General features: G+C 67.8%; 22 protein-coding genes. 12 read left to right on the plus strand and 10 right to left on the minus strand.

Going from position 1 to position 21,842, the window contains the following annotated elements; all coding sequences use genetic code 11:
* The first annotated feature begins 16 nt into the window (after positions 1-16).
* Positions 17-391, plus strand: coding sequence for a cupin domain-containing protein (locus ACYVN4_RS01060; RefSeq protein ID WP_460717313.1), 375 nt, complete (start codon positions 17-19; stop codon positions 389-391).
* A gap of 7 nt (positions 392-398) precedes the next feature.
* Here ACYVN4_RS01060 and merB read toward each other — a convergent pair whose 3' ends face one another.
* Positions 399-1,061, minus strand: coding sequence for an organomercurial lyase (merB, locus tag ACYVN4_RS01065; RefSeq protein WP_460717314.1), 663 nt, complete (start codon positions 1,059-1,061; stop codon positions 399-401).
* A 72-nt stretch (positions 1,062-1,133) separates the two neighbouring features.
* Positions 1,134-1,337: a hypothetical protein gene (locus ACYVN4_RS01070; RefSeq protein ID WP_460717315.1), complete on the minus strand. Its 204-nt coding sequence runs from the start codon at positions 1,335-1,337 to the stop codon at positions 1,134-1,136.
* A 211-nt stretch (positions 1,338-1,548) separates the two neighbouring features.
* Here ACYVN4_RS01070 and ACYVN4_RS01075 point away from each other — a divergent pair, with 211 nt between their 5' ends.
* The gene (locus tag ACYVN4_RS01075) at positions 1,549-2,322 is read left to right on the plus strand and encodes an SDR family oxidoreductase (RefSeq protein ID WP_460717316.1); all 774 of its coding nucleotides are present in this window, start codon (positions 1,549-1,551) and stop codon (positions 2,320-2,322) included.
* Between the two features lie 30 nt (positions 2,323-2,352).
* Here the strand turns inward: ACYVN4_RS01075 and ACYVN4_RS01080 are convergent, their stop codons facing one another.
* Both ACYVN4_RS01080 and ACYVN4_RS01085 read right to left on the minus strand, forming a co-directional pair.
* The gene (locus ACYVN4_RS01080; protein ID WP_460717317.1) at positions 2,353-2,904 is read right to left on the minus strand and encodes a hypothetical protein; all 552 of its coding nucleotides are present in this window, start codon (positions 2,902-2,904) and stop codon (positions 2,353-2,355) included.
* Positions 2,905-3,036: 132 nt separating this feature from the next.
* Positions 3,037-4,095, minus strand: coding sequence for a zinc-dependent dehydrogenase (locus ACYVN4_RS01085; RefSeq protein ID WP_460717318.1), 1,059 nt, complete (start codon positions 4,093-4,095; stop codon positions 3,037-3,039).
* 204 nt (positions 4,096-4,299) lie between these two features.
* Between ACYVN4_RS01085 and ACYVN4_RS01090 the strand changes: the two genes are divergently transcribed.
* Entirely contained in the window at positions 4,300-6,276 is a 1,977-nt protein-coding gene (locus ACYVN4_RS01090; RefSeq protein WP_460717319.1) for a PTS mannitol transporter subunit IICBA, read from the plus strand.
* A 46-nt stretch (positions 6,277-6,322) separates the two neighbouring features.
* Here the strand turns inward: ACYVN4_RS01090 and ACYVN4_RS01095 are convergent, their stop codons facing one another.
* Complete coding sequence (locus ACYVN4_RS01095; RefSeq protein WP_460717320.1) at positions 6,323-8,008, minus strand: putative PEP-binding protein; 1,686 nt, start codon at positions 8,006-8,008, stop codon at positions 6,323-6,325.
* Between the two features lie 146 nt (positions 8,009-8,154).
* Here ACYVN4_RS01095 and ACYVN4_RS01100 point away from each other — a divergent pair, with 146 nt between their 5' ends.
* Positions 8,155-8,919: a DeoR/GlpR family DNA-binding transcription regulator gene (locus ACYVN4_RS01100; RefSeq protein ID WP_460717321.1), complete on the plus strand. Its 765-nt coding sequence runs from the start codon at positions 8,155-8,157 to the stop codon at positions 8,917-8,919.
* Positions 8,920-8,938: 19 nt separating this feature from the next.
* On the opposite strand, the gene ACYVN4_RS01105 is transcribed toward ACYVN4_RS01100, so the two are convergent.
* Positions 8,939-9,781, minus strand: coding sequence for an acyl-CoA thioesterase (locus tag ACYVN4_RS01105; protein WP_460717322.1), 843 nt, complete (start codon positions 9,779-9,781; stop codon positions 8,939-8,941).
* Between the two features lie 146 nt (positions 9,782-9,927).
* Here ACYVN4_RS01105 and ACYVN4_RS01110 point away from each other — a divergent pair, with 146 nt between their 5' ends.
* A complete protein-coding gene (locus ACYVN4_RS01110) occupies positions 9,928-11,604 on the plus strand; it encodes a CocE/NonD family hydrolase (RefSeq protein ID WP_460717323.1) in 1,677 nt (558 codons plus the stop codon).
* 66 nt (positions 11,605-11,670) lie between these two features.
* Positions 11,671-12,408 (plus strand): TetR/AcrR family transcriptional regulator, encoded by a 738-nt coding sequence (locus ACYVN4_RS01115; protein ID WP_460717324.1) that lies wholly within the window; start codon positions 11,671-11,673, stop codon positions 12,406-12,408.
* Here ACYVN4_RS01115 and ACYVN4_RS01120 read toward each other — a convergent pair.
* From ACYVN4_RS01120 to ACYVN4_RS01130, 3 genes are all read right to left on the minus strand, one after another.
* Positions 12,405-13,298, minus strand: a complete 894-nt coding sequence (locus ACYVN4_RS01120; protein WP_460717325.1) for a M24 family metallopeptidase — start codon at positions 13,296-13,298, stop codon at positions 12,405-12,407. The genes ACYVN4_RS01115 and ACYVN4_RS01120 overlap by 4 nt on opposite strands.
* 26 nt (positions 13,299-13,324) lie before the next feature.
* Positions 13,325-14,473, minus strand: coding sequence for a lipase family protein (locus ACYVN4_RS01125; protein ID WP_460717326.1), 1,149 nt, complete (start codon positions 14,471-14,473; stop codon positions 13,325-13,327).
* Positions 14,474-14,567: 94 nt separating this feature from the next.
* Entirely contained in the window at positions 14,568-16,112 is a 1,545-nt protein-coding gene (locus ACYVN4_RS01130) for an acyl-CoA synthetase (protein ID WP_460717327.1), read from the minus strand.
* A gap of 139 nt (positions 16,113-16,251) precedes the next feature.
* Here ACYVN4_RS01130 and ACYVN4_RS01135 point away from each other — a divergent pair, with 139 nt between their 5' ends.
* Genes ACYVN4_RS01135 through ACYVN4_RS01160 form a run of 6 tightly spaced genes read left to right on the plus strand, consistent with a single transcriptional unit; the run spans position 16,252 to position 21,590 of the window.
* Complete coding sequence (locus tag ACYVN4_RS01135; protein ID WP_460717328.1) at positions 16,252-17,448, plus strand: lipid-transfer protein; 1,197 nt, start codon at positions 16,252-16,254, stop codon at positions 17,446-17,448.
* 4 nt (positions 17,449-17,452) lie between these two features.
* On the plus strand, positions 17,453-17,911 hold the full coding sequence (locus tag ACYVN4_RS01140; protein WP_460717329.1) for a MaoC family dehydratase N-terminal domain-containing protein: 459 nt from the start codon (positions 17,453-17,455) through the stop codon (positions 17,909-17,911).
* Positions 17,908-18,321 (plus strand): MaoC/PaaZ C-terminal domain-containing protein, encoded by a 414-nt coding sequence (locus ACYVN4_RS01145; protein WP_460717330.1) that lies wholly within the window; start codon positions 17,908-17,910, stop codon positions 18,319-18,321. The genes ACYVN4_RS01140 and ACYVN4_RS01145 overlap by 4 nt, the downstream gene beginning before the upstream one ends.
* A gap of 23 nt (positions 18,322-18,344) precedes the next feature.
* Entirely contained in the window at positions 18,345-19,175 is an 831-nt protein-coding gene (locus tag ACYVN4_RS01150; RefSeq protein WP_460717331.1) for an SDR family NAD(P)-dependent oxidoreductase, read from the plus strand.
* Between the two features lie 9 nt (positions 19,176-19,184).
* Positions 19,185-20,336: an acyl-CoA dehydrogenase family protein gene (locus ACYVN4_RS01155; RefSeq protein WP_460717332.1), complete on the plus strand. Its 1,152-nt coding sequence runs from the start codon at positions 19,185-19,187 to the stop codon at positions 20,334-20,336.
* Between the two features lie 54 nt (positions 20,337-20,390).
* The gene (locus tag ACYVN4_RS01160; protein ID WP_460717333.1) at positions 20,391-21,590 is read left to right on the plus strand and encodes a TetR/AcrR family transcriptional regulator; all 1,200 of its coding nucleotides are present in this window, start codon (positions 20,391-20,393) and stop codon (positions 21,588-21,590) included.
* 23 nt (positions 21,591-21,613) lie between these two features.
* On the opposite strand, the gene ACYVN4_RS01165 is transcribed toward ACYVN4_RS01160, so the two are convergent.
* A complete protein-coding gene (locus ACYVN4_RS01165) occupies positions 21,614-21,832 on the minus strand; it encodes a hypothetical protein (RefSeq protein WP_460717334.1) in 219 nt (72 codons plus the stop codon).
* Positions 21,833-21,842 lie beyond the last annotated feature (10 nt).

The following is a 21,842-nucleotide window of genomic DNA, read 5'->3' on the forward strand; positions in this document are numbered from 1 at the left end:
ATTTCAGAGGAGAGTCATGCCACTCATCACCGCCGACGCCGCCCCCCGCTTCGAGAACGAGCACGCGAGCTTCCTCGGACTGGCCGCACCCAGTCGCGGCTCCAAGGAGAACTCCGCCTGGCGGCTCACCATCAAACCGGGCACCGACGCCCCCGCGCACGCTCTGGACCGCGAGGAGATCTTCATCGCGCTGTCCGGGTCGATGAACGTCACGATGGACGGGGAAACCTTCACCGTCGCGGCCGGCGACGCGCTCATCGTCCCGGCTCATCAACTGTTCGCCATGGCCAATCCGGGCGCGGAGCCGTTCGAGGCGATCGTGGTGCTGCCGGTCGGCGGCCAGGGACTCATCCCCGGCCAGCCGCCGGTCATCGCGCCCTGGGCCCGCTGAGTGCCGGTCAGAACATATCGGCGAGTTTGCGGGTGTCGTCGAACAATTCCTGCAGCGGCGCCGCGGCGATCTGCGGATCCGCCGCGGCCGCGGCTTCGGCACCCGCGCGGTCGGTGTACATGTTCACGCGGTCGCAGTACACCTTGCGGATTTCGCCGCCGTGCGCCGGCGCCAGCGTGAACCACACATCCGGATGGGACACATTCTCGAAGCGATCCGCGGTGACCGTCCACGAAATCTTTTCGCCCGTACGGGGATCCAGCGTGGAAACGTCCGAACGCACCTTCATGACCATCGGGAACATCACGATGTCGCAGACACACCAATTGTAGAAGCGGCGATCCTCGATAACCGAGATGTGCCCCTTGGACTTTTCATCCGCGATCAGCGAAATCCCAGCTCCGACAATATCTCCCGCCGCATTAACTTCCAGATCGTAATCCCGCTCGGCAAAGTACCGAACCATCCCTTTCGCGCGATCCTCCGCGGTCGGCAACCAAGTGTCGGCAAGCGCGGCGGGCAACGGCCCGTGCTGGATCAGATGAGAGGTGATCTTGGCGCCCTCGCGGATCAATTCCACACCCGACGGCTGCTGCCATTTCCACACCAGTTGCGCTGCGACATCATGCAGCTTCGCTTCCTGTGCGGGGGTCATACCGTTGGCACCCATGAAACTCAACCTACCGGACGCGCGGCGCACGTCCGGGCAGTGAAAAGTCTCACTTTCCGCGCGAAAGGGGAGCTACTTGTCTTCTTTGTCTTCGCTCGAGGCGTCCAGGCCGAGCATTTGGAGTAGGTAGGCGCAGTCTTCGGCATCGAGGGCGTGACCTGCGACGGTGTGGGCGGCCATGGCGTTCTGTTTCTCGCAGGCGAGCTTTTCCGCTGCCCGGGCCGCGCCGAATTCGCTCTGCTCGTGACGAAGGGTGGTTTGTCGTCCGGAGTTCATGTGAACACTTCCCGCCGATGGCGCCGGGTCACCGAATCCGAATGACGCGGGCCGACTGCTTCGCCCCTCACCCTACGGTGTGAGGTTCGTTCCCGAACAGCAACCCGGAACGGAAGCCGAAGATCGGTGGTGAGCGCACGGTGAGCGTTCGGTGAGCGCGGTCGGCGAAGGTCTGTGTCGAGGAAACAACCCCCCAGCACAGGAGCTCCCCATGTCTCTCAACGGCAAGATCGCACTCGTCACCGGCGCTTCCCGCGGCATCGGCCGCGCCATCGCCCTGCGGTTGGCGGCGGACGGCGCGGTGGTTGCGGTGCACTACGGGCACGATGACGCGGCGGCGGCGAACACGGTCGCGGAGATCGGTGCGGCGGGTGGGCGGGCCTTCGCGGTCCGCGCCGACCTGAGCACGCCCGCCGGAATCGAGGCGCTGTTCACCGAGCTGGCGCCGAGCCTGCCGGACGGCCGCCTCGACATTCTGGTGAACAACGCGGGCGGCGGTGGCGGCAACGGCTCGATCGAGCAGCTCACCCCGGAAGCGGTGGACAGCCTCTTCGCGGTGAATGTGTCCGCGCCGCTGTTCATTTCGCAGCGGGCGATCCCGCTGCTGCGCGACGGCGGACGCATCGTCAACATCTCCTCCTGCGCGCCGCGGGTGGCGGCCCCGTCCCAGATCGCCTACGCCATGAGCAAGGGCGCGATCGATGTCCTCACCAAAACCCTTGCGGTCCAACTCGGCCCGCGTGCCATCACCGTGAACGCGGTGGCGGCCGGGGCGACCGAGACCGAGGGCATGGCCGCCTTCTTCGAGGCCAACCCGCCTGCCCGCGCGGGCATTGCCGCCATCACCGCCCTGGGCCGCGTCGGCCAGCCCGCCGACATCGCCGACGCGGTGGCCTTCCTCGCCTCCGACGACGCCCGTTGGATCACCGCGAATGTGGTCGACGTCAGCGGCGGCACCGCCATCAGTCCGGCCATCGGCCACTGACAGCTGCCCCGGCTGTGACACGTGACCTGGTTACGCGGCGAGGGCCTTGCCGCCGGTGGGGTTCACGGCGAACCAGGTGCCGCCGACGCCCTGACCGTTCAGGTCGCCGGGGTTCTTGTCCTTGGAGAAGTAGTAGACGGGCCAGCCGCCGATGGTGATCTGGCAGGAGCCGTCGGCGCGCTCGATGAAGCCGGTGCGGTTCGCATCGATGCCGTCGACATAGAGGGACTGGCCGCGGCTGACCAGCAGCGGCGGCCAGGTGGTGGCGCAGTCGCCGTTGCAGTTCGACTTCGAGGGGTCGGCGGTGTCCTTGTCGAAGCGGTAGAGAGAACGGCCGTCCCGGTCGACGACCCGCAGCCCGACCTTGGCATCGGTGACCACCCGCAACTGGATCGCGTTCACGCCCTGCGGGGCGACGCCGCTGTAGATGCTCAGCCAGCCTTGGGTTTTCGTGGGCGCCGGTGCGGAGGACGTCGGTGTGGCGGGCTGGGCGAACGCAGCAGGGGCGGCGGGCAGGGTCAGGGCGGCGGTGGCGGCGAGGGCGGCCAGCGCGCCGCCGAACAGGGTGGTGACCTTCGACATGAGCTGTTCTCCAAACGGATCGTGTTGTCTGCGAACACAATTCTGTGGAGAAATGCCCCTGCGGTCTGTCGCCGCGATGACGGCCGTTGTGTATCCGTGCCGACACAACGAGAGCGCCGACACCGTGAAGGCTCAGGGTTCGACCGTCACCTTGATGGCCTCGCCCTGCTCGACGATGCGGAAGGCGTCCAGCACCTCGGTGAGCGGCACCCGGTGGGTGATGAGGTCCAGCACCGGCACCTGGCCGTTCGAGATGTATTCCAGCGCACGGCGATTGTGCTCGGGCGCGGATCCGTTGGCCCCGTGGATGTGCAGCTGGCGGTAGTGCACCAGGTTGGAGTCGCAGGTGATGGTGGGGTTGGTCTTGGGCAGGCCGCCGAAGAACGAGATGCGGCCGTTGCGGGCGGCCATGGCGATGGCCTGCTCCTGGGTGATGTTGGCGGCCGTCGCCGTGATCACCACGTCGGCGCCGCGGCCGCCGGTCAGTTCCATGACCCGTTGCACCACATCGACTTCGGTCGCGTCGATCACCTCGTCGGGCTTCACCGCGTGCGCCGACAGCTTCAGCCGGTCGGCGTTCACATCGACGAGATAGACCGGACCGCACCGATGTACGCCACGTGCGACCCGAATGTGCATGCAGCCGATCGGTCCGGCGCCGAAGACGACGACGGTGTCGCCCTCTTCGATGCCCAGTAGCTCCTGCGCATTGATCGCACAGGCGAGCGGCTCGGCCGCCGAGGCCGCGTCGTAGCCGACATTGTCGGGAATCCGGTTGAGCCCGTTCACCTTCAACACCTGGGCGGGCACGATCATGTACTCGGCGAAGCCGCCGTCGTACTGGTAGCCCACCGAGGTCTGGTTCTGGCACACCGCCATCCAGCCTTTGCGGCATTCGTGGCATTCCCCGCACGGCACCGCGGCAATGACCTGTGCGCGGTCGCCGACGGCCCAGTCGGTGCCGTAGTGGTCGTTGACCACCGCGCCGACTTCGACGATCTCCCCGGCGATCTCGTGGCCGAGGGTGCGCGGCGGCGTGAGGTTCTGGTGCCCGTTGTGGCGGATCTTGACGTCGGTGCCGCAGGTCGAACAGTTGCGAACGCGCAGCTTGATCTCGTCCGGGGCGCAGTCCGGCTCGGGGATCTGCTCGAGCCGGAGATCCTCGGGTGCGTAGTAGCGCAGCGCCTTCATGGCTGATGTTCCTTCCGCGTCTGGGTGCGCTGGTCGGCGTACCCCTCGGGGACCACGGTAGCGCCAATCGGGCGTAAACCAACACGAATTCGTGCCCATTTGTGCCCGATTGCTTGCCATTGTGTCCGATTCTGCGGTCTACTACTTCAGGAGATGTGGTCCGAGTCACATCATCTGCTTGGTTGTTCAGAGGAAGTCGGTCAGATGTCAATCGCCCCACCGGAATCCCGCATCAGCACGCGGGTACGCGTGCAGAGAGTCGGTTCATTCCTATCGAACATGGTCATGCCGAACATCGGCGCATTCATCGCATGGGGCCTGCTCACGGCCCTGTTCATCGAGAAGGGCTGGATCACCTCCCTCACCGGTCACCTACTGGGAAAGGGCAGTTGGGTCGCGCACATCGGCGGCTGGGGTGATTACGCGAGCGGCGGCATCGTCGGCCCGACCATCACCTATCTGCTGCCGATCCTGATCGGCTACACCGGCGGCCGGATCGTCTACGACACCCGCGGCGCCGTCGTCGGCGCCATCGCCACCATGGGCGTGATCGCGGGTGCGAACGTGCCGATGTTCCTGGGCGCGATGATCGTGGGCCCGTTGGGCGGCTGGGTCATCAAACGGCTGGATGCGCTGTGGGACGGCAAGATTCGCCCCGGCTTCGAAATGCTGGTCGACAACTTCTCGGCGGGCATCGCCGGCGGGCTGCTGGCCACCCTCGGATTCTTCGGCATCGGCCCGCTGGTCTCCGCGTTCAGCCGCGGGGCGAGCAATGTGGTGAACTTCCTGGTCGATCACGACCTGCTGCCGCTGACCTCGATCTTCATCGAACCGGCGAAGGTGTTGTTCCTCAACAATGCCGTCAACCACGGGGTGCTGACCCCGTTGGGCACCACCCAGGCCGCGCAGAACGGCAAGTCGATTCTGTTTCTGCTGGAAGCCAATCCGGGACCGGGCCTGGGTCTGCTGCTCGCCTTCTGGATGTTCGGCACCGGGATGGCGAAGAGCTCGGCCCCGGGCGCCGCGCTCATCCACTTCATCGGCGGCATTCACGAGGTCTACTTCCCGTACGTGCTGATGAAGCCGAAGCTGATCCTGGCCACCATCGCGGGCGGCATGACCGGCGTGTTCATCAATGTGGTGTTCCACTCCGGATTACGCGCGCCCGCCGCCCCCGGATCGATCATCTCGATCTATGCGCAGACGGCCAGCGGCAGCTACATCGGCGTCACCCTGTCGGTGCTCGGCGCGGCGGGGGTCACGTTCGTGATCGCCGCGCTGCTGTTGAAAACCGATCGATCCACCGGTGAACTCGATCTGACGCAGGCCACCGGCGCGATGGAGGCCATGAAGGGCAAGCGCTCCGTCGCCTCGTCCGCACTGCTCGGCGGTTCGGGTGGGCTCGCCACCTCGACGGCCGTCTCCACCATCGTCTTCGCCTGCGACGCCGGGATGGGCTCGTCCGCCATGGGTGCGTCGGTGCTGCGCAAGAAGATTCGGGAGGCGGGCTTCGGCGAGGTCACGGTGGTCAACAAGGCCATCTCGAACCTGACCGACACCTACGATGTCGTCGTCACCCACCGGGACCTGGCCGAACGTGCACGTGCACAGACACCTTCGGCCGTGCACGTCGAGGTCGACGACTTCATGGCCAGCCCGCGCTACGCCGAGATCGTCGAGCTACTGTCCCGCTCGAACGGCAATGGTGCGGCGAGTGGGCCGGAACCCGCTGTGGCGGAGCCCGAATCGGACGCCGAGGTGCTGCCGTTGGATTCGATCGTGCTCGGCGGCACGGCCGGAACCAGCGCGGACGCGATCACCGAGGCGGGGGAGTTGCTGCTGGCCGCCGGTGCGGTCGACCGGTCCTATCTGCCCGCCATGCACGAGCGGGAACGCCTGACCACCACCTACATGGGCAATGGCCTCGCGATCCCGCACGGCACCGATGCGGCGAAGGCCGGCATTCGCCGGGCCGGACTCTCGCTCGTGCGCTACGCCGAACCCATCGACTGGAACGGCAAGCCCGTCGAATTCGTCATCGGCATCGCAGGGTCCGGCGACGACCATCTGGCCCTGCTGAATCGGATCGCCCAGGTGTTCATCGACGACAAGCAGGTCGAACGCCTGCATACGGCGCGTACGCCCGCGGAGGTCAAGTCCGTGCTGGACGGCCGGGACTGAAAGGTACTGTGCCCCCGCCGGATCGGCGGGGGCACAGCCGTGTGGGTCAGAGTCCCAATGCCTTTCGCGCCGCCGCCCGCGCGTCCGCCGGATCCGTCGTGCCGAGCACGGCCTCGGCGGCGCGGCGGCAGTCGGCGAGGGTGGTCGCCGCCAGCGCCGCGCCCACGCCGGTGACGGCGCTGGCCGCGGCCGAGAGCGAGGTGACCCCGAATCCGGTGAGCACGCAGGCGAGCAGCGGATCGGCGGCGGCCTCACCGCAGACCCCGACCGGTTTGCCGAGCACCCGCCCGGCGGTGGCGGTGCGGGCCACCAGACTCAGCACCGCGGGCTGCCACGGGTCGGTGAGCGTCGCCAGCAGCGGGGACATGCGGTCGGCGGCCATGGTGTACTGGGCCAGGTCATTGGTGCCTATCGAGACGAAATCGACGTGCTCGAGGATGGCCTCGGCGAGCAAGGCGGCGGCGGGCACCTCGACCATCACGCCCGGCACCAGGCCGCGAGCGCGCACCAGGGCGGCGAACGACTTCGCCTCGGCCGCAGTGGAAACCATCGGAGCCATCACCCAGGTGGGTGCGGTGCGGGTGGAGGCGGCCGTGGCGATGGCGTCGAGTTGATGCTCCAGCAGCCCGTTGTCCGTGGTGATGCGAATGCCGCGCAGTCCGAGCGCCGGATTGGCCTCCTCGGGATGCTCGGCGAAGCGCAGCGGCTTGTCCGAGCCCGCGTCGAGGGTGCGCAGCACCACCTTCGCGTCGGGGTAGGCGTCGAGGACCTCCGTGTAGACCGCGGCCTGCTCGGCCGGGGTGGGCTCGAATTCCCGGTCCAGGAAGCACAATTCGGTGCGGAACAGCCCCACTCCCTCGGCCGGGGTGTGCCTCGCGGCACGAGCGCCCGCGCCGTCCTGCACGTTCACCAGGATCTCGACCCGGTGCCCGTCGGCGGTCGCTCCCGGCCCGGTCCAGGCGGCGGCGCGGTCGGCGGCGACGCGGTGCTCGGCGGTCGCGAGCGCGACGGCTTCGGCGCTGGGCCGCACCGTGATCCGTCCGGCCGCACCGTCGAGCAGGATGTCGGTCCCGGCGGGGATGTCGTCGAGCCCGGCCACCGCCACCACGCAGGGCAGGCCGAGCTGGCGCGCGATGATGGCGGTATGGCTGGTCGGCCCGCCCAGCGAAGTCGCCAGTCCGAGTACGAGATTCGGATCCAGTCCCGCGGTGTCGGCGGGGGCGAGGTCGGTGGCGAGCAGGATCGACGGGCGGTCCGGGACCGGAACCCCGGGTTCGGGCGCGCCCGCCAGCTCCGCGAGCACGCGGTCACAGACGTCGCGCAGATCGGTGACCCGCTCGGCCATCAGCCCGCCCAGGATGGTGAACAGGTCGGCGAAGTGGTCGGTGGCGGCGAGGGCCGCCGCGCCCGCGGGCAGGCCGACCGCAATCTGCTCGGCGGCCTTGTCGAGCCAGCCGGGGTCGGCGGCCATGGCGGCATCGGCCGCCAGTACCTCGGCGGCCGCGCCGTGTGCGGCGGCGGCGCGGCCGCCGAGTCGGTCGGCCACGGTCGCGGCAGCGCGGCGGAAGGCCGCGAGCTCGGATGCCCGATCGGACTCGGCGATCGGCTCGTGCGTGACCGCCACGTGCACCCGCGGTCCGGGGCGCACGGTCGGCGCGGCCACCACGCCCGGCACCGCCGGGGTGCCGTACAGCACGGCCGATACGGTATTTTCCTGCACTGATCGGGACATTGACGGCAACCTCCACGCACTACCTGACCGAGTTCGACCCGTCGAACGGTCATAATCTGATGTGATCCAGGCTACCCATGCCGGTCGGCAAAGCCATACGTTCGGACATAAACCAACATAATCAAACATCACTGTGGAGGATCGGTATGTACGCCGAGGAGCGGCAGCAGGCCATCGTCACCCTGGTCGAGCAACTCGGCCGGGTCGCCGTCACCGATCTGGCCGAGCGCTACGACGTCACCGCCGAGACCGTGCGCCGCGATCTGGCCGTGCTGGACCGCATGGGCCTGGTGCGCCGGGTGCACGGCGGCGCGGTCCCGGCGGGCGCCCTGACCGCCATGGAGGTCGGCACCACCGAACGCGAGGGCAGCCGTTCGCCGGAGAAGGATCGAATCGCGGAGGCCGCCTTGGATTTCCTGCCGCCCTGGGGCGGCAGCGTGCTGTTCGACGCGGGCACCACCACCGGGCGGGTGGCCGTGCTGCTGCCCGCCGATCGCGAACTCGTGACGGTGACGAACTCGCTGCCGATCGCGACCCGGCTCTCCGGACATCCCGGCGCGCAAGTGCATTTGCTCGGCGGCCGGGTGCGCGGCGTGACGCAGGCGGCCGTCGGGCCGCAGACGCTGCGCGCCCTCGAGGAGCTGCGCGTCGACGTCGCCTTCATCGGCACCAACGCGCTGACCGCCGGTCACGGACTGTCCACCCCCGACACCGACGAGGGTGCGGTGAAACGCGCCATGATCGCCACGGCTCACCGGGTGGTCGTGGTCACCGACTCCAGCAAGCTCGGGCGCGAGGACTTCGTGCGGTTCGCCGATCTCTCGGATATCGATGTGCTGGTCACCGACGCGGTGCCGCCGCCGTTGGGTGATGAACTGGAGCAGTACGGGATCGACGTGGTGCTCGCCTGACGGCCCTGGCCCGCTTGGTTCAGACGCTGGCGCGCATGACGCCGTGGGCGTCCACGGAGGCGACCAATTCGCCGGTGCGCGTGAAGATCTGCATGCGCTCGTACATACGGCCGCTACCTGCGAACGGGCTCTCACAGCGCAGGAGTAGCCAGTCGTGGAGGGTGAAGGGGCGGTGGAAGGTGATGGTCTGCGCGAGTAGGGCCGCCGCGCCGCGGCCACCGCGGCGGGCGATCTCGGCCTGAGGGTACGGGCGCATCGCCACCGGGCCCAGGAAGGCCTCGCTGCCGTGCGCCAGGAGGGCTCGCGCGATGCCGGGGAGATCGGGGGCCTTGTCGCACCGCATCCAGATATCCAGCGTTGGTGGCGCGGACAGGTCGAGTGCCACCGCGTCGGCTCCGCCGAAAGTTCTTACTTCCCAGGGCAACAACGCGCACGGCAGTTCGGCGCACTGCTCGGGCCCGGGCACGTCGGCGGGCAATGCTGCGCCGTGCGCGAGGAAGTCGGGCTCCTCGACGCTCAGCATGGCCAGCACCCGGGCGTGCTCGCGCGCATCCTGCCGGAACGTCACCTGCACGGTCGCCAACGCTCGCCCGGACTGCACGACCTCGACCTCCACGTCGACCTCGCGATCGGCATATCCGCCGCGCGGGAACACCCCGTGCAGCGACTGCACCGCCATGTGCGGCACGGTGCGTTCGGCCGCCACCACCGCCTGCGCCAGCGTCTGACTACCCAGCGTGGACGGCAGCGTCGAGCTCACGTTCCGCGCGCGAAACCGCCCCGGCCCGACCTCGCCGAGATCGAGCACGTCGAGCAGATCGGCCAGATCCACCACCGGCCACAATTGCGTTCCACCAGCCACCGCGCCATGCTCGCACACCCCGGGAGCCCCGCACCTGCGCGGGAGCGGTGAGTGGGATGGGCTCGGGCGGGCCACTTCTCGTGAAATTACCTCGTGTTAATAGAACTCCATTACAAAAACGGATGGTGTTTGTAGTATCGACCGGTATGGGAACAGCTGGAATCTCCGACACGACGACCCGCCTGATACACCGTGCCGAGGGTCTGATCATGGGCCGGCTGCTGCGGCTCCCACCCGCCGTCACCCGGGATGTGAAGGTCACCAAGGGGATTCGGATACCCATGCCCGACGGCATCGAACTCGTCGCCGATCTGTACGAGCCGAATGTGCCCGACGCGCCGACGGTGCTGTCCCGCACCCCCTACGCCCGCGTCGGGATGCTCGGCCGCGGCACGGCCATGCCGCTGGCCGAGCGAGGATTCACCGTGCTGATCCAGTCCTGCCGGGGCACGCACGGCGGGTCGGGTGGCGTGTTCGAGCCGTTGGTGAACGAGGAGAAGGACGGCCTGGCGACGCTGGATTGGATCGAGCAGCAGCCGTGGTTCACCGGCAAGCTGTTCCTGTTCGGAGCCAGCTACGTCGGGCACACCCAGTTGACCCTGGCGGTCGCGGCCGGGGATCGCGTGGCCGGGCTGCTGCCGACCGTGACGACCGCGTCGTTCTCCGAGGTCTTCTTTCCGGGCGGAGCGATCTTCACCGGCCTGATCCTGCAATGGATTCGGCGCATGACCCTGCTCGAGCGCAGCGCCTTCCTGGCCGACTTCGTCGAGACCGTCGGCGACCGGGTGGCGCAGCGCGGAATGTGGAATCTCCCGCTGACCACGTCCGATATCGTCAACTGCGGCAAGCGAATCGGCTTCTATCAGGACTGGCTGCGGGTCCACGACACGGACGACGGCGGCTACTGGCTCGACCATCGCGACTACCGGCACCGCCTCGCCGACATCACCGCGCCGACCCATCACGTCACCGGCTGGCAGGACCTGGCCCTGGTCGGACAGCTGCGGGACTACGAGGTGATGCGGGCGGCCGGACGTGCACCGCTGCTCACCGTCGGGCCGTGGCATCACGTCGACACGAACATGCTGGCGGGCGCACACGCGGAGGCACTCGACTGGTTCCGTGCCCTGGCCGATGATTCGGGAGCGGTGCGCAAGCACCCGGTCAAGCTGTACATCCAGGGCGCGGACGAGTGGCGCGGCTACGACGCGTTTCCGCCGCGGGGGATGGCCGAACAACGGTGGTTCGCCCGGACCGATGGTGGCTTCGCCACGGTGGATCTCGACGGGGGTGAGCCGCACCGATTCCGTTACGACCCAGTCGATCCCACCCCGGGCATCGGTGGTGGCGGCCTGGATCCCAAGCAGTCGGGGCGTCGCGATCAGGCCGCGCGTGAGCGCCGATCCGATGTCCTGGTCTACACCAGCGCTCCGCTGGAGCAGCCCTTCGAGATCATCGGTCCGGTCACGGCCGGGATCACGTTGCGCACCAGCGCTCCGCACGCCGATGTGTTCGTGACCCTGTGCGACGTGGACCAGAACGGTGTGTCGACGAATGTCTGCGACGGCATCCAGCGCACCACCCCGGCCAGTCATCCTGCCGCTGCGGACGGCACGCGGACCGTGGCGATCACCCTGTGGCCCACCGCATTCCGGTTCAAGCCGGGACATCGGCTGCGCTTGCAGATCAGCGGCGGCGCGTTCCCCCGCTTCGCACGCAATACCGGTAGCGGGGATCCGGCCGCGACCGCCACCCGGCTGGTCCCCGTCGACTTCGAGATCCTGCCCGGGTCGTCGATCCTGCTGCCCGCCATGCCCTCCTGAGCCGCCCGGGGCGATCCGTCGCTCTGCTTGCAGAACGGCATTCCATTAATGGGTACGATTCGCCGGGTGACCCCGAACTCGCCCGCCAGCTCCCCGCGTCAGGATCGTCGCAAGGCCCGCACCCGCGGCCGCATCCTGGACGCGGCCGAAGAGCTGTTCCTCGGCGATGGCGCGCAGGCCACGATCGAGCAGATCGCCGAGACCGCGGATGTCGCGATCGCCACCATCTATCAGCACTTCGGGGGCAAGGACGATCTGCATTTCGCGGTTGTCGAGCGCGCGGTGGAGCGCAATGAGCAGTACCTGCTCGCGGTGTACGAATCCGACGGTGATCCGGTCGAGAAGCTCATCGACGCCGGCGGCGCGTACACCCGGTTCTTCCTGGAGTCGCCGCGGCTGTTCCAGATGATCCAGTGGCAGTTCTCCACGGCCGCCACCGGATCCGGCTCTGCCGCGGCGCAATTGGTGACCGAGCGGATCACCAGGATGAATACGATGCTGGAGGGCATCCTGTCCGACGGCATCAAGCGCAAGGAGATGCGCCGGATCCCGGTCAAGGAGACGGCCCGCGCGCTGTGGGGGTCGATGAACGGCATCCTCGCGCTGGCCGTGCGGCCGGATGCCCTGCGGCTCACCGAGACCGAACTGTTCGCGGTGCTGGCGCAGGCCGTGGAGTTGTATCTCGAGGGCCTGGTCACCGACGAGTGTCGTGGCGCCGACGGCCGCCTCGCGCGGCGGCTGCGGCAGCGGGTGAAGACCGCGATCGAGACCGCGGCCGCCACCGCGCTGCGGCAGGGCGCCTAACCGCCGATGACGATGCGCTGCTGGCTGATGTCGTCGAGCCAGTAGGCCCCGTTCTCGTCAACCACGAGTAGTTCCTCGAACTTCGCGCCGAAACCGTCGGCGCGCAGGTGCGGCTCGATTGCCCAGATCCCGGTCTTGGGCCCGGAATGCTTGGGGCCCAGCACCTCCGGGAAGATTGTGCGCCGAATCTGCATGCCGAGGAAGCCGAGGCTGTGCCAGCTCAGCATGTAGCCGACGAGGCGCTCCGGCAGGAACCACGGCAGCCGGTCGTTGAGGCGGCCGTGGTGGTAGACGCGGTGTCCCAGCACGTTTTCCGGGTATCCGGCGGCGGCATTGCCGTAGCCCGCGGCCCGGATCTCGTCGTCGACCCACTCGAAGACATGCTGTGCCAGCGCCGGATCGGCGAAATGCCGGGGGATCTCGGCGCGCAGCCGGGCCAGGAAGTCCTGCGCCCGCTCGACCTCCGGATTGTGGCCGACCGGGACGGTGTAGGCGATATCGCCGGTGAATCCGTCGACGACCGGGGCGCAATCGAGAATGACCACATCGTCGTCGCGCAGGGTCGCACCGGATCCCTGTGTCACCGGCCCCCATTCGCCGTCCGGCGCGATCGACCGCTCGTGGAAGACCGCGATCGGCTTGTGCAGCATGGTCTTCACGCCGTGGTCGTAGAGCCACTCGATCATCCATGTGCCGGTGCGGGCCTCGGTCCAGCCCGGCCGCATCTCGGCTGCGGTGGCCTGCGCGCAGGCGAAGCCCAGCCGCTGGGCCTGGCGAAATCCCTCGACCTCGTCGGCCGTCAGCGGATTCGCCGAGGGGGTCCGGCGACCCGAGAGCCAGCGGGTGAGGAAATCGGCGTCCTTGGAGATCGGTTCGGTGAGTTGTGGCATGGCACGGCCTTTCGAGAAGGGACTGGTCAACCGCAGGTGGGGGATACCGGTGCGCCCTCGAACCGTTCGCCCAGATAGTCGAGAGCGGCGGGCAGTCCGGCCAGGCCCGAACCGATGTGGGTCGGAACGCCGGTCCGGACGTAGGTCAGTTGCCCGCCCGCACACCAGGACGTCGCGAGCCGGTCGTCGAAGGCGATCGGCAGCACGTCGTCTCCGGTGGAATGCCAGAAGTAGGTGGGAGCCGGGGGAGCGGATTCCGCCACCGAGATCTCGGCCGCGATCTCCCGCAGTGCCGGGTTGTCGCCGATATCCGGTGCGGCCGTGTAGTCGTCGATATCGGCGAACATGTACTTCGTCACGAAGTCGAATCCGCAATCCCCGGTCGTTTCCGCGAGCATCCGGCGGCCGCGGTCATTGAGCAGCGCCGGAATGTTCGCTTCGGGGAAGAGCCGGTCGAACGCGGCCAGGGCGAGAATGCCCAGGCCCGCGTTCTGCGTGCCGCTGATGGTGCGGAACACGGCCGGAACGTCGACCGGGACACCGCCGACGGCTATGCCGGCCAGCGTCAATTCCGGTGCGTAGGAGGGTAATTGCTGAGCCGCCCAGGTGGTGGCGAGTGAGCCGCCCGAATATCCCAGCATGCCGATCGGCGAGCTCGACAGGTCTGCCGGAGCGAAGGCTCGCGCGGCGCGCAGGCCATCCAGCACGCCGTGCGCGGCCTGATTCTTGTCGAGGAACCGCTCGTGCGGCCCCTGGTAGTCCGGAAACGCGACGGCCCAGCCGCGCTGCAGGGCGAGGGTCGCCGTCGCGGCCTCGCCATTGCTGTTGTTCAGGCCGTCCGCCAACCCCTTCTCGATGGAAACCGAAGGTGCGCACTGCGTTCCGAGACTGTCTTCCGCCAGCTGATAGCTCAGCAACGGTCGCGCGCCCGGACCGGTCCACGGCGTCGTCGGCTCCACGATCGTGACCAGCCCGGTGTTCGGCTGATCGTTCTCGTCCGACGAGGCGAACCGAACCTGCCAGGCCTGCACGGGCAGGGGGAGTCCGTACGGGCTGATCGGGTGTGAATCGATGACCGTGCCGTTGGGTGGGGGTGCGGCCGCTCCCGCGGTCGTGGGGGCGGCGCACAGCGCGGCCGCGAAAACTAGGGCAGTACAGGCGCTGCGGCGGTTCATGGCAGTAGGTTAATCTGAAAACAGAATGCCATTATGAAAACGGCAGAAGTTTTTACAATCGGACTTCCGCGTGAAACGCCCGCCGTGGCCGGGGTCAGTGCACCTGACGGTCGGTGTCGCCCCAGTACTGCTTGCGCAGTTCGCGCTTGAGGATCTTCCCGGCCCCCGAGACGGGCAACCCGGCGACGACTTCGATGCTGCGCGGGGCCTTGTAGCCTGCGATGAGCGTTTTCGTGTGCTCGCGAATATCGGCCGTGGTGACCGTGGTTCCGGGGACGCAGACGATGACCGCGTGGACGCGTTCGCCCCATTCCTCGTCCGGCACCCCGATCACCGCGCAGGCCGCGACGCCGGGATGGGCCGCGACGGCGTTCTCGACCTCGGCGGAATAGACGTTCTCGCCGCCGCTGACGATCATGTCCTTGATGCGGTCGACGACGTAGACGTAGCCGCGCTCGTCCATGTAACCGCCGTCGCCGGTGTGCATCCAGCCCCCGCGGAGCGCGTCGGCGGTTTCCTCGGGCTTGTTCCAGTACCCGAGCATGACGTGATCCCCGCGCACCACGATCTCGCCGACCTCGCCGCGCGGTAACTCCCGATCGTCGGGGTCGACGATGCGCACTTCGGCGTGTGGTGCGGACCGCCCGGCCGAGCGCAGCAGGCCGGCCGCGTGGTCGGCGGGACCGAGAAGCGTTGCCACCGGGGCTACTTCGGTCATCCCGTACGCCTGGGTGAGTCCGGCTCCCGGGAACACCTTCATGGCGCGTTCGAGCACCGCCTGCGCGATCGGTGAGGCGCCGTAGAGGATCCGCTCCATGCTGGACAGGTCGTACTCGACGACCGCCGGGTGGTCGATGAGCAGCTGGATCATCACCGGCACCAGCAAGGTGTCGGTGACCCGGTGTGCCGCAATGGCTTTCATGGTGGCCACCGGTTCGAAGGCCGGAATGATCACGTGCGTGCCGCCCAACAGCACCTCCGACAGCCAGCCCGCCAGGTCGGCGAGATGGAACATGGGGGCGGCGTGCAGGTAGGTGCCGTTCGGCTCGAAGACGTAGCCGCTGGCGATGGAGCCCAGCGCCGAGGTGAGCAGATTGTGGTGACTGAGCATGACGCCCTTGGGAAATCCCGTGGTGCCGCCGGTGTAGAACAGGCCCGCGAGTCGATCGCCGCCGCGCCGTGCGTCCGGGATCGGCTCGGTGGTCGCGATCAACTCCTCGTAGGACAGCGTGTCCTCGGGGGTGGGGCCGTCGCCGCAGTGCACGACCGCGAGCGGTCCCGGGTACTGCTGCCGGATGTCGGGTAGTAGAGGAGCGAAGGCATCGTCGACGAATAGCACCGTGGTGCCGGAATCGGCGAAGCTGTAGACGATTTCGGCCGTGCTCCAGCGGATATTGACCGGGTTGACCACCGCGTCGGCCCAGGGGACCGCGAGCAGGTATTCGCTGTAGCGGTCGGAGTTCAGCGCGAGTATCGCGACGCGGTCCCCGCTCGTCACTCCGAGGCCGCGCAGGGCGCCCGCCAGCCGGGCGACTCGATCGGCCACCTCGCGGAACGTCCTGGTGCGCTCGCCGCAGATCGTCATGATCCCGTCCGGATGCTGCTGGACCGCACGGTGCAGGCCTTGGGTGAGATACATCGGCGTCTTCCTTCGTCCGAGCTATGTGAACGAGCGATAATGTAACAGCGCTCACATATCCGCGGGAAGTGTCGATTCTATTGCGGGTCGTACCTCCATCTGTTCCACTAAGTGAATCACGCCTAGTTAATGAACGGGGATGGTTCGAGTGAGTGGACGCGTTGTGGTGGCAGGTGTGGGGATGATTCCCTTCACCACGCCGAGCCGGAGTGAGACCTACGACGTCATGGGCACCGCGGCGGCCCGGGCCGCGTTGGCCGATGCCGGTATCGGGTACGAGAAGATTCAGCAGGCCTACGCGGGATATGTGTACGGCGACTCGACCTGCGGGCAGGCCGTTGTTTACGGCCTCGGGCAGACCGGGATTCCGGTCGTCAATGTCAACAACAACTGTTCGACCGGGTCGTCGGCGCTGTATCTGGCGCGGCAGGCCGTCGAGTACGGGATCGTGGATGTGGCGCTGGCCGTCGGATTCGAGCAGATGCAGCGCGGTGCGCTTGCCATGGCGTATACCGACCGGCCCAGCCCGTTCGTGCGGTTCGACGAGGTCATGGACGAGATCCAGGAGCGCGACCAATCACCATTCGCGGCACAGATGTTCGGTGGTGCGGGACGGCAGTACACCGAGAAGTACGGCACCGCGCCCGAGACCTTCGCCAAGATCTCGGTGAAGTCCCGCAGGCACGCCGCGAACAATCCGTATGCGGTGTTCAAGGATCCGGTGACGGTGGAAGAGGTGCTCGCCTCACCGCACATCTACGGCCCGCTGACCCGCCTGCAATGCTGTCCGCCCACCTGCGGTGCGGCCGCGGCCGTGCTGGTGAGCGAGAAGTTCGCGAAGGCGAACGGCATCGATGCCTCGGTCGTCATCAAAGCGCAGGCCATGGCCACCGATCTCCCGTCCACCTTCACCGAGAAGGACATGACGAAGATCGTCGGCTACGACATGAGCAAGGCTGCGGCACAACAGGTTTACGAAGCCTCCGGGGTCGCGCCGACCGATGTGCGGGTGGTGGAACTGCACGACTGCTTCACCGCGAACGAGCTGCTCACCTACGAGGCGATCGGGCTGACGCCGGAGGGGACGGCCGAGAAGTTCATCAATGACGGTGACAACACCTACGGCGGGCGGGTGGTCACCAATCCGTCCGGCGGCCTGTTGTCGAAGGGACATCCGCTGGGCGCGACCGGGCTGGCGCAGTGCGCGGAACTGGTGTGGCAGTTGCGTGGTCAGGCCGAGGCGCGGCAGGTCGACGGCGATCTGAAGGTGGCCCTGCAGCACAACATCGGGCTCGGTGGCGCGGCCGTGGTCACCCTCTACGAGAAGGTGAGCTGAACCAATGCCCTTGGATCCCAGTGTCATCGGTCGGCAGTTTCCGTCGACCACCCTGGCGGTAGAGGCCGGACGACTGCGCTTCTTCGCCCAGGCGATCGGCGAGACCAACCCGATCTTCACCGATCTCGACGCGGCGCTCGCGGCGGGCTACTCGAATCTGCCTGTGCCTCCGACCTTTCTGTTCGGCATCGAACTGGAGAGCCCGGACTCGTTCGGCTGGATGGCCGAACTCGGTATCGACCTGCGCCGGGTGCTGCACGGCGAGCAGTCGTTCGTTTACCACTCCACCGCGGTGGCCGGTGACGTGCTGACCTCGACCCCAACCATCGGGAACGTGTACAGCAAGCGCGGCGGGGCGCTCGACTTCATCGAGAAGACCTCGACCGTCACCCGCGCCGACGGCACCCTCGTCGCCGAACTGAAGTCCGTGATCGTCGTGCGCAATCCGGAGGCCGCGAAATGACCGACATCGCTCCCCTCGAGGTCGGAAGCGAGCTGCCGCCCTTGAAGATTCAGCCGATCTCCCGCACCACGCTGGCCCTGTTCGCGGGCGCGTCCGGGGACCACAATCCGATCCACATCGATCTCGACTTCGCGAAGTACGCGGGGCTCGACGATGTCTTCGCGCACGGCATGCTGTCCATGGCCTACCTCGGCCGACTGCTCACCCACCGCTTCGACCCGGCCGCCATCCGCTCCTACCGGGTGCGCTTCGCCGCGATCACGCCAGTGCACGGAAAGCCCACGGCCACTGGCCGAGTCACCGCCGTCGACGAGGTCGACGGCGAGCGCCGCGCCACCCTCGAACTCACCGTCACCCTCGACGACGGAACCGTCACCCTCACCGGTGATGCCGTCGTCGCGCTGCCCTGAATACCTGAAAGGAAATGAGCACCATGGGAAATCTGGATGGCAAGGTCGCCATTGTCTCCGGCTCCGGCCGTGGCATCGGCCGGGAGATCGCGCTGAAACTGGCCTCGGAGGGTGCACGCGTCGTGGTCAACGACCTCGACGCCGATCCGGCCAAGGAGACTGTCGCCGCCATCGAAGCGGCCGGGGGACAGGCGCTCTCGTGCATCGGCAGCGTCACCGACGAGGACTTCGGCGAGCGTTTCGTGCAGACGGCGGTCGAGGGGTTCGGCGGGCTGGACATCATCGTCAACAATGCGGGCTACACCTGGGATTCGGTCATTCAGAAGATGACCGACGAGCAGTGGGACGCGATCCTCGACGTGCACCTCAAAGCCCCCTTCCGGATCCTGCGCGCGGCGCAGCCGGTGATCGCGGCCGCCGTGAAGCGGGCCAAGGAGGCCGGGGAACCGATCCCGTGCCGCAAGGTCGTCAATATCTCCTCGCTCGCGGGCACCGGAGGCAATGCGGGACAGGCGAATTACTCCTCCGGCAAGGCCGGTGTGCTCGGTCTGACCAAGGCCCTGTCCAAGGAGTGGGGCCGCTACAACGTCACCGTGAATGCCGTCGCGTTCGGGATGATCAAGACCCGGCTCACCGAGGCTCCGGCCGGTAGCGGCGGCACCATCGACGTGCAGGGCAAGGAGATCAAGGTCGGCGTCAACCCGCAGTTGCTGGCGGCCATGGAACAGATGATCCCGCTCGGTCGCGGCGGCACCCCGGCCGAGGCGGCGGGCGCGGTCTACCTGCTGTGCACCCCCGAATCCGACTACGTCAGCGGTCAGACCCTGGTCTGCGGCGGCGGATTCACCATCTGAGGACGTGACGTGACCACTCCTGTGTACCGGTCGGCCTGGGTCGACGATGAAGTGCGGGCCTTGAAGGACATGGCGACCAAGTTCTTCGAGGCCGAGTTACTACCGCATCAGCAGCGTTTCGCGGATCAGAAGCATGTCGACCGCGAATTCTGGTTCAAGGCGGGCGAACTCGGCCTGTTGTGCGCTGCCGTCCCCGAGGAGTACGGCGGTGGCGGCGGTACCTACGCGCATGATTTTGCCATCTTCGAAGCGCAATTCGGGCTGGGCGACACCGGTTTCGGCAACCAGGTGCACAGTGGGTTGGTCGCGCACTACCTGCTCGCCTACGGCACCGACGAGCAGAAGCGGCGCTGGCTGCCGGGGATGGCCTCCGGTGCGCTCATCGGTGCCATCGCGATGACCGAGCCCGGCGGCGGATCCGATCTGAAGGCGCTGCGCACCACCGCGATTCGCGAGGGCGATCACTATCTGCTCAACGGCGCCAAGACCTTCATCTCCAACGGCAGCATGGCCGACATCATCGTGCTGGTCGTCAAGACGGACCCCGCCGCGGGTGCCAAAGGGGTCTCACTGATCGTGCTCGAGACCGCCGACGTACCCGGATTCCGGGTTGGCCGGGTGCTCGACAAGGTCGGCATGAAGGCGCAGGACACCGCAGAGCTGTTCTTCGACGACGTCCGGATCCCGGCCGGCAACCTGCTCGGCGAGGAAGGCGCCGGATACGGGTACGCCATGCGGCAACTTGCGCACGAGCGGCTGGTCGTGGCGGTCTGCGCGGTCGCCGCCACCGAGGCCGCGGTCGAGCTGACCGTGCGATACACCAAGGAACGCCACGCCTTCGGCGGCCCGCTGTTCGATATGCAGAACCCGCGCTTCGAACTGGCCGACTGCGCGACGCTGGCGCGGGTCGCGCGGGTCTTCGTCGACAACTGCGTCGAACGGCATCTGCGCGGCGAACTCGACCCCACCTCCGCGTCCATGGCCAAGGCCTACTGCTCCGAGATCCAGGGCCAGGTCGTCGACCGCTGCGTGCAGTTGTTCGGCGGCTACGGCTACATGCTCGAATATCCGATCGCGCGGATGTACGCCGATGCCCGGGTGCAGCGCATCTACGCGGGCACGACCGAAGTGATGAAGGAGCTCATCGCCCGGTCGCTGTAGCGGCGGTCTGCGGCCGGGTCGCTAAACTCGGCCGCAGCGAGAAGGAGATATCGAATGGTGAACGGGCCGGACGTGGTCCGCCCGGCCCGCGGCACCCGCCCGGCGAACCGGCGGCAATTGATCGTCGATGCCGCGACGGACCTCTTTTACCGCAAGGGGTACGCCAATGTCGGGATGGGCGAGGTCGCGGACGCGGTCGCCATCGGCCCGTCCGCGCTGTACCGGCACTTCCGCGGGAAAGGCGGCCTGCTGGCCACCGTCGTCCATGCCGCGCTGCAGAGCTTCGACGACGCCATCGCGGCGGCCGCCGACGAACCCGAGGCCGTGGCCACCGCCATGGCGGCCACGGTGATCGGCGGCCGCAGTGCCGGTGTGCTGTGGCGGCGCGAGGCGCGGCATCTCGAGGACAGCGACCGGGCCGCGTTCCGGGTGCAGGCGCGCGGCATCGGCGCGCGATTGGCGGGCATCATCGCCGAGCGGCGGCCCGAATTGGTTGCGGCGCAATGCGATCTGCTCGCCTGGGCCGCGCTCTCGGTCGGCAACAGTGTGTCGTTCCACCATCTTTCGCTGCCCGAGCCCGACTTCACCGAGCTGCTCGCCGGACTCATCCGCGCGGTGCTCGACGCGCCCGTGCCGGAGCTCGGCACCCCGATTCCCGATGCGGACCGGCGCACGCCGCTGGTGTCCCGATCGCGGCGCGAGGTCATCCTTACCGAGGCCACCCGGCTGTTCGCCGAGCGCGGCTTCACCGGCGTGAGCGTGGACGATATCGGCGCGGGTGTCGGCATCGCCGGACCCAGCGTCTACAACCACTTTCCAGGCAAGGCCGACATCCTGACGGCGGCCATCTTCCGCGGCGACGAATGGCTGCGCATCGACCTGCATCGCGCCCTCGCCAAGGCCGCCGACCCGCGCGACGCGCTGCGGCGCCTGCTCGACGGCTACGGCACCTTCGTGTTCGAAAACCCGCATCTCACACAGATTCTGATCTCCGAGGCTCAGCATCTCCCTGACGCCGAGCAGCAGCGCGCCCGCCTCACCCAGCGCGCCTACATCGCCGAATGGGTGCACCTGCTGCGCGAGGTGCACCCGGCCTGGGATCCGATCTCGGCCCGAATTCGAGTCCAGGCGGCGCAGACGGTCTGCAACGACATGGCGCTCACGCCGCACCTGCGGAATCTGCCGAACATCGAGGCGGCGTCGACGGTCATCGGTGCGGCGATACTCGCGATCGCCGACGCCACAGCTCGCTAGCCTCCGTCGCGGAGAGTAGCCGCTCAGCGGTCGTGATCGTGCTCGTTGTTGCCGGGTCCGATCCGGTCGTGGTCGTCGTTGAACTGGGTGCAATCCGGATTGTTGACGTCCGGATACGGGCAGAGCTGGGAATTGGGGTCCGGGGTCGGATCGTCCGGGTCGGCGTGGGCGATCGCGCCGGTGAGGATCGAAGCGGTGATGCAGCCCGCGGCGAGGGCCGCGGTGAGCTGTCGAATTCGCATGGTGCTTCCT

Source organism: Nocardia heshunensis (assembly GCF_054782115.1).

Bases quoted from the DNA above. Each gene is read 5' to 3' on its own strand.
- ACYVN4_RS01125 (WP_460717326.1), bottom strand. From the start codon at position 14,473: ATGAACCGCCGCAGCGCCTGTACTGCCCTAGTTTTCGCGGCCGCGCTG.
- ACYVN4_RS01085 (WP_460717318.1), bottom strand. From the start codon at position 4,095: ATGAAGGCGCTGCGCTACTACGCACCCGAGGATCTCCGGCTCGAGCAG.
- ACYVN4_RS01090 (WP_460717319.1), top strand. From the start codon at position 4,300: ATGTCAATCGCCCCACCGGAATCCCGCATCAGCACGCGGGTACGCGTG.
- ACYVN4_RS01120 (WP_460717325.1), bottom strand. From the start codon at position 13,298: ATGCCACAACTCACCGAACCGATCTCCAAGGACGCCGATTTCCTCACC.
- ACYVN4_RS01150 (WP_460717331.1), top strand. From the start codon at position 18,345: ATGGGAAATCTGGATGGCAAGGTCGCCATTGTCTCCGGCTCCGGCCGT.
- ACYVN4_RS01095 (WP_460717320.1), bottom strand. From the start codon at position 8,008: ATGTCCCGATCAGTGCAGGAAAATACCGTATCGGCCGTGCTGTACGGC.
- ACYVN4_RS01135 (WP_460717328.1), top strand. From the start codon at position 16,252: ATGGTTCGAGTGAGTGGACGCGTTGTGGTGGCAGGTGTGGGGATGATT.
- ACYVN4_RS01060 (WP_460717313.1), top strand. From the start codon at position 17: ATGCCACTCATCACCGCCGACGCCGCCCCCCGCTTCGAGAACGAGCAC.
- ACYVN4_RS01110 (WP_460717323.1), top strand. From the start codon at position 9,928: ATGGGAACAGCTGGAATCTCCGACACGACGACCCGCCTGATACACCGT.
- ACYVN4_RS01145 (WP_460717330.1), top strand. From the start codon at position 17,908: ATGACCGACATCGCTCCCCTCGAGGTCGGAAGCGAGCTGCCGCCCTTG.
- ACYVN4_RS01075 (WP_460717316.1), top strand. From the start codon at position 1,549: ATGTCTCTCAACGGCAAGATCGCACTCGTCACCGGCGCTTCCCGCGGC.
- ACYVN4_RS01165 (WP_460717334.1), bottom strand. From the start codon at position 21,832: ATGCGAATTCGACAGCTCACCGCGGCCCTCGCCGCGGGCTGCATCACC.
- ACYVN4_RS01140 (WP_460717329.1), top strand. From the start codon at position 17,453: ATGCCCTTGGATCCCAGTGTCATCGGTCGGCAGTTTCCGTCGACCACC.
- ACYVN4_RS01160 (WP_460717333.1), top strand. From the start codon at position 20,391: ATGGTGAACGGGCCGGACGTGGTCCGCCCGGCCCGCGGCACCCGCCCG.
- ACYVN4_RS01070 (WP_460717315.1), bottom strand. From the start codon at position 1,337: ATGAACTCCGGACGACAAACCACCCTTCGTCACGAGCAGAGCGAATTC.
- ACYVN4_RS01080 (WP_460717317.1), bottom strand. From the start codon at position 2,904: ATGTCGAAGGTCACCACCCTGTTCGGCGGCGCGCTGGCCGCCCTCGCC.
- ACYVN4_RS01130 (WP_460717327.1), bottom strand. From the start codon at position 16,112: ATGTATCTCACCCAAGGCCTGCACCGTGCGGTCCAGCAGCATCCGGAC.
- ACYVN4_RS01100 (WP_460717321.1), top strand. From the start codon at position 8,155: ATGTACGCCGAGGAGCGGCAGCAGGCCATCGTCACCCTGGTCGAGCAA.
- merB (WP_460717314.1), bottom strand. From the start codon at position 1,061: ATGGGTGCCAACGGTATGACCCCCGCACAGGAAGCGAAGCTGCATGAT.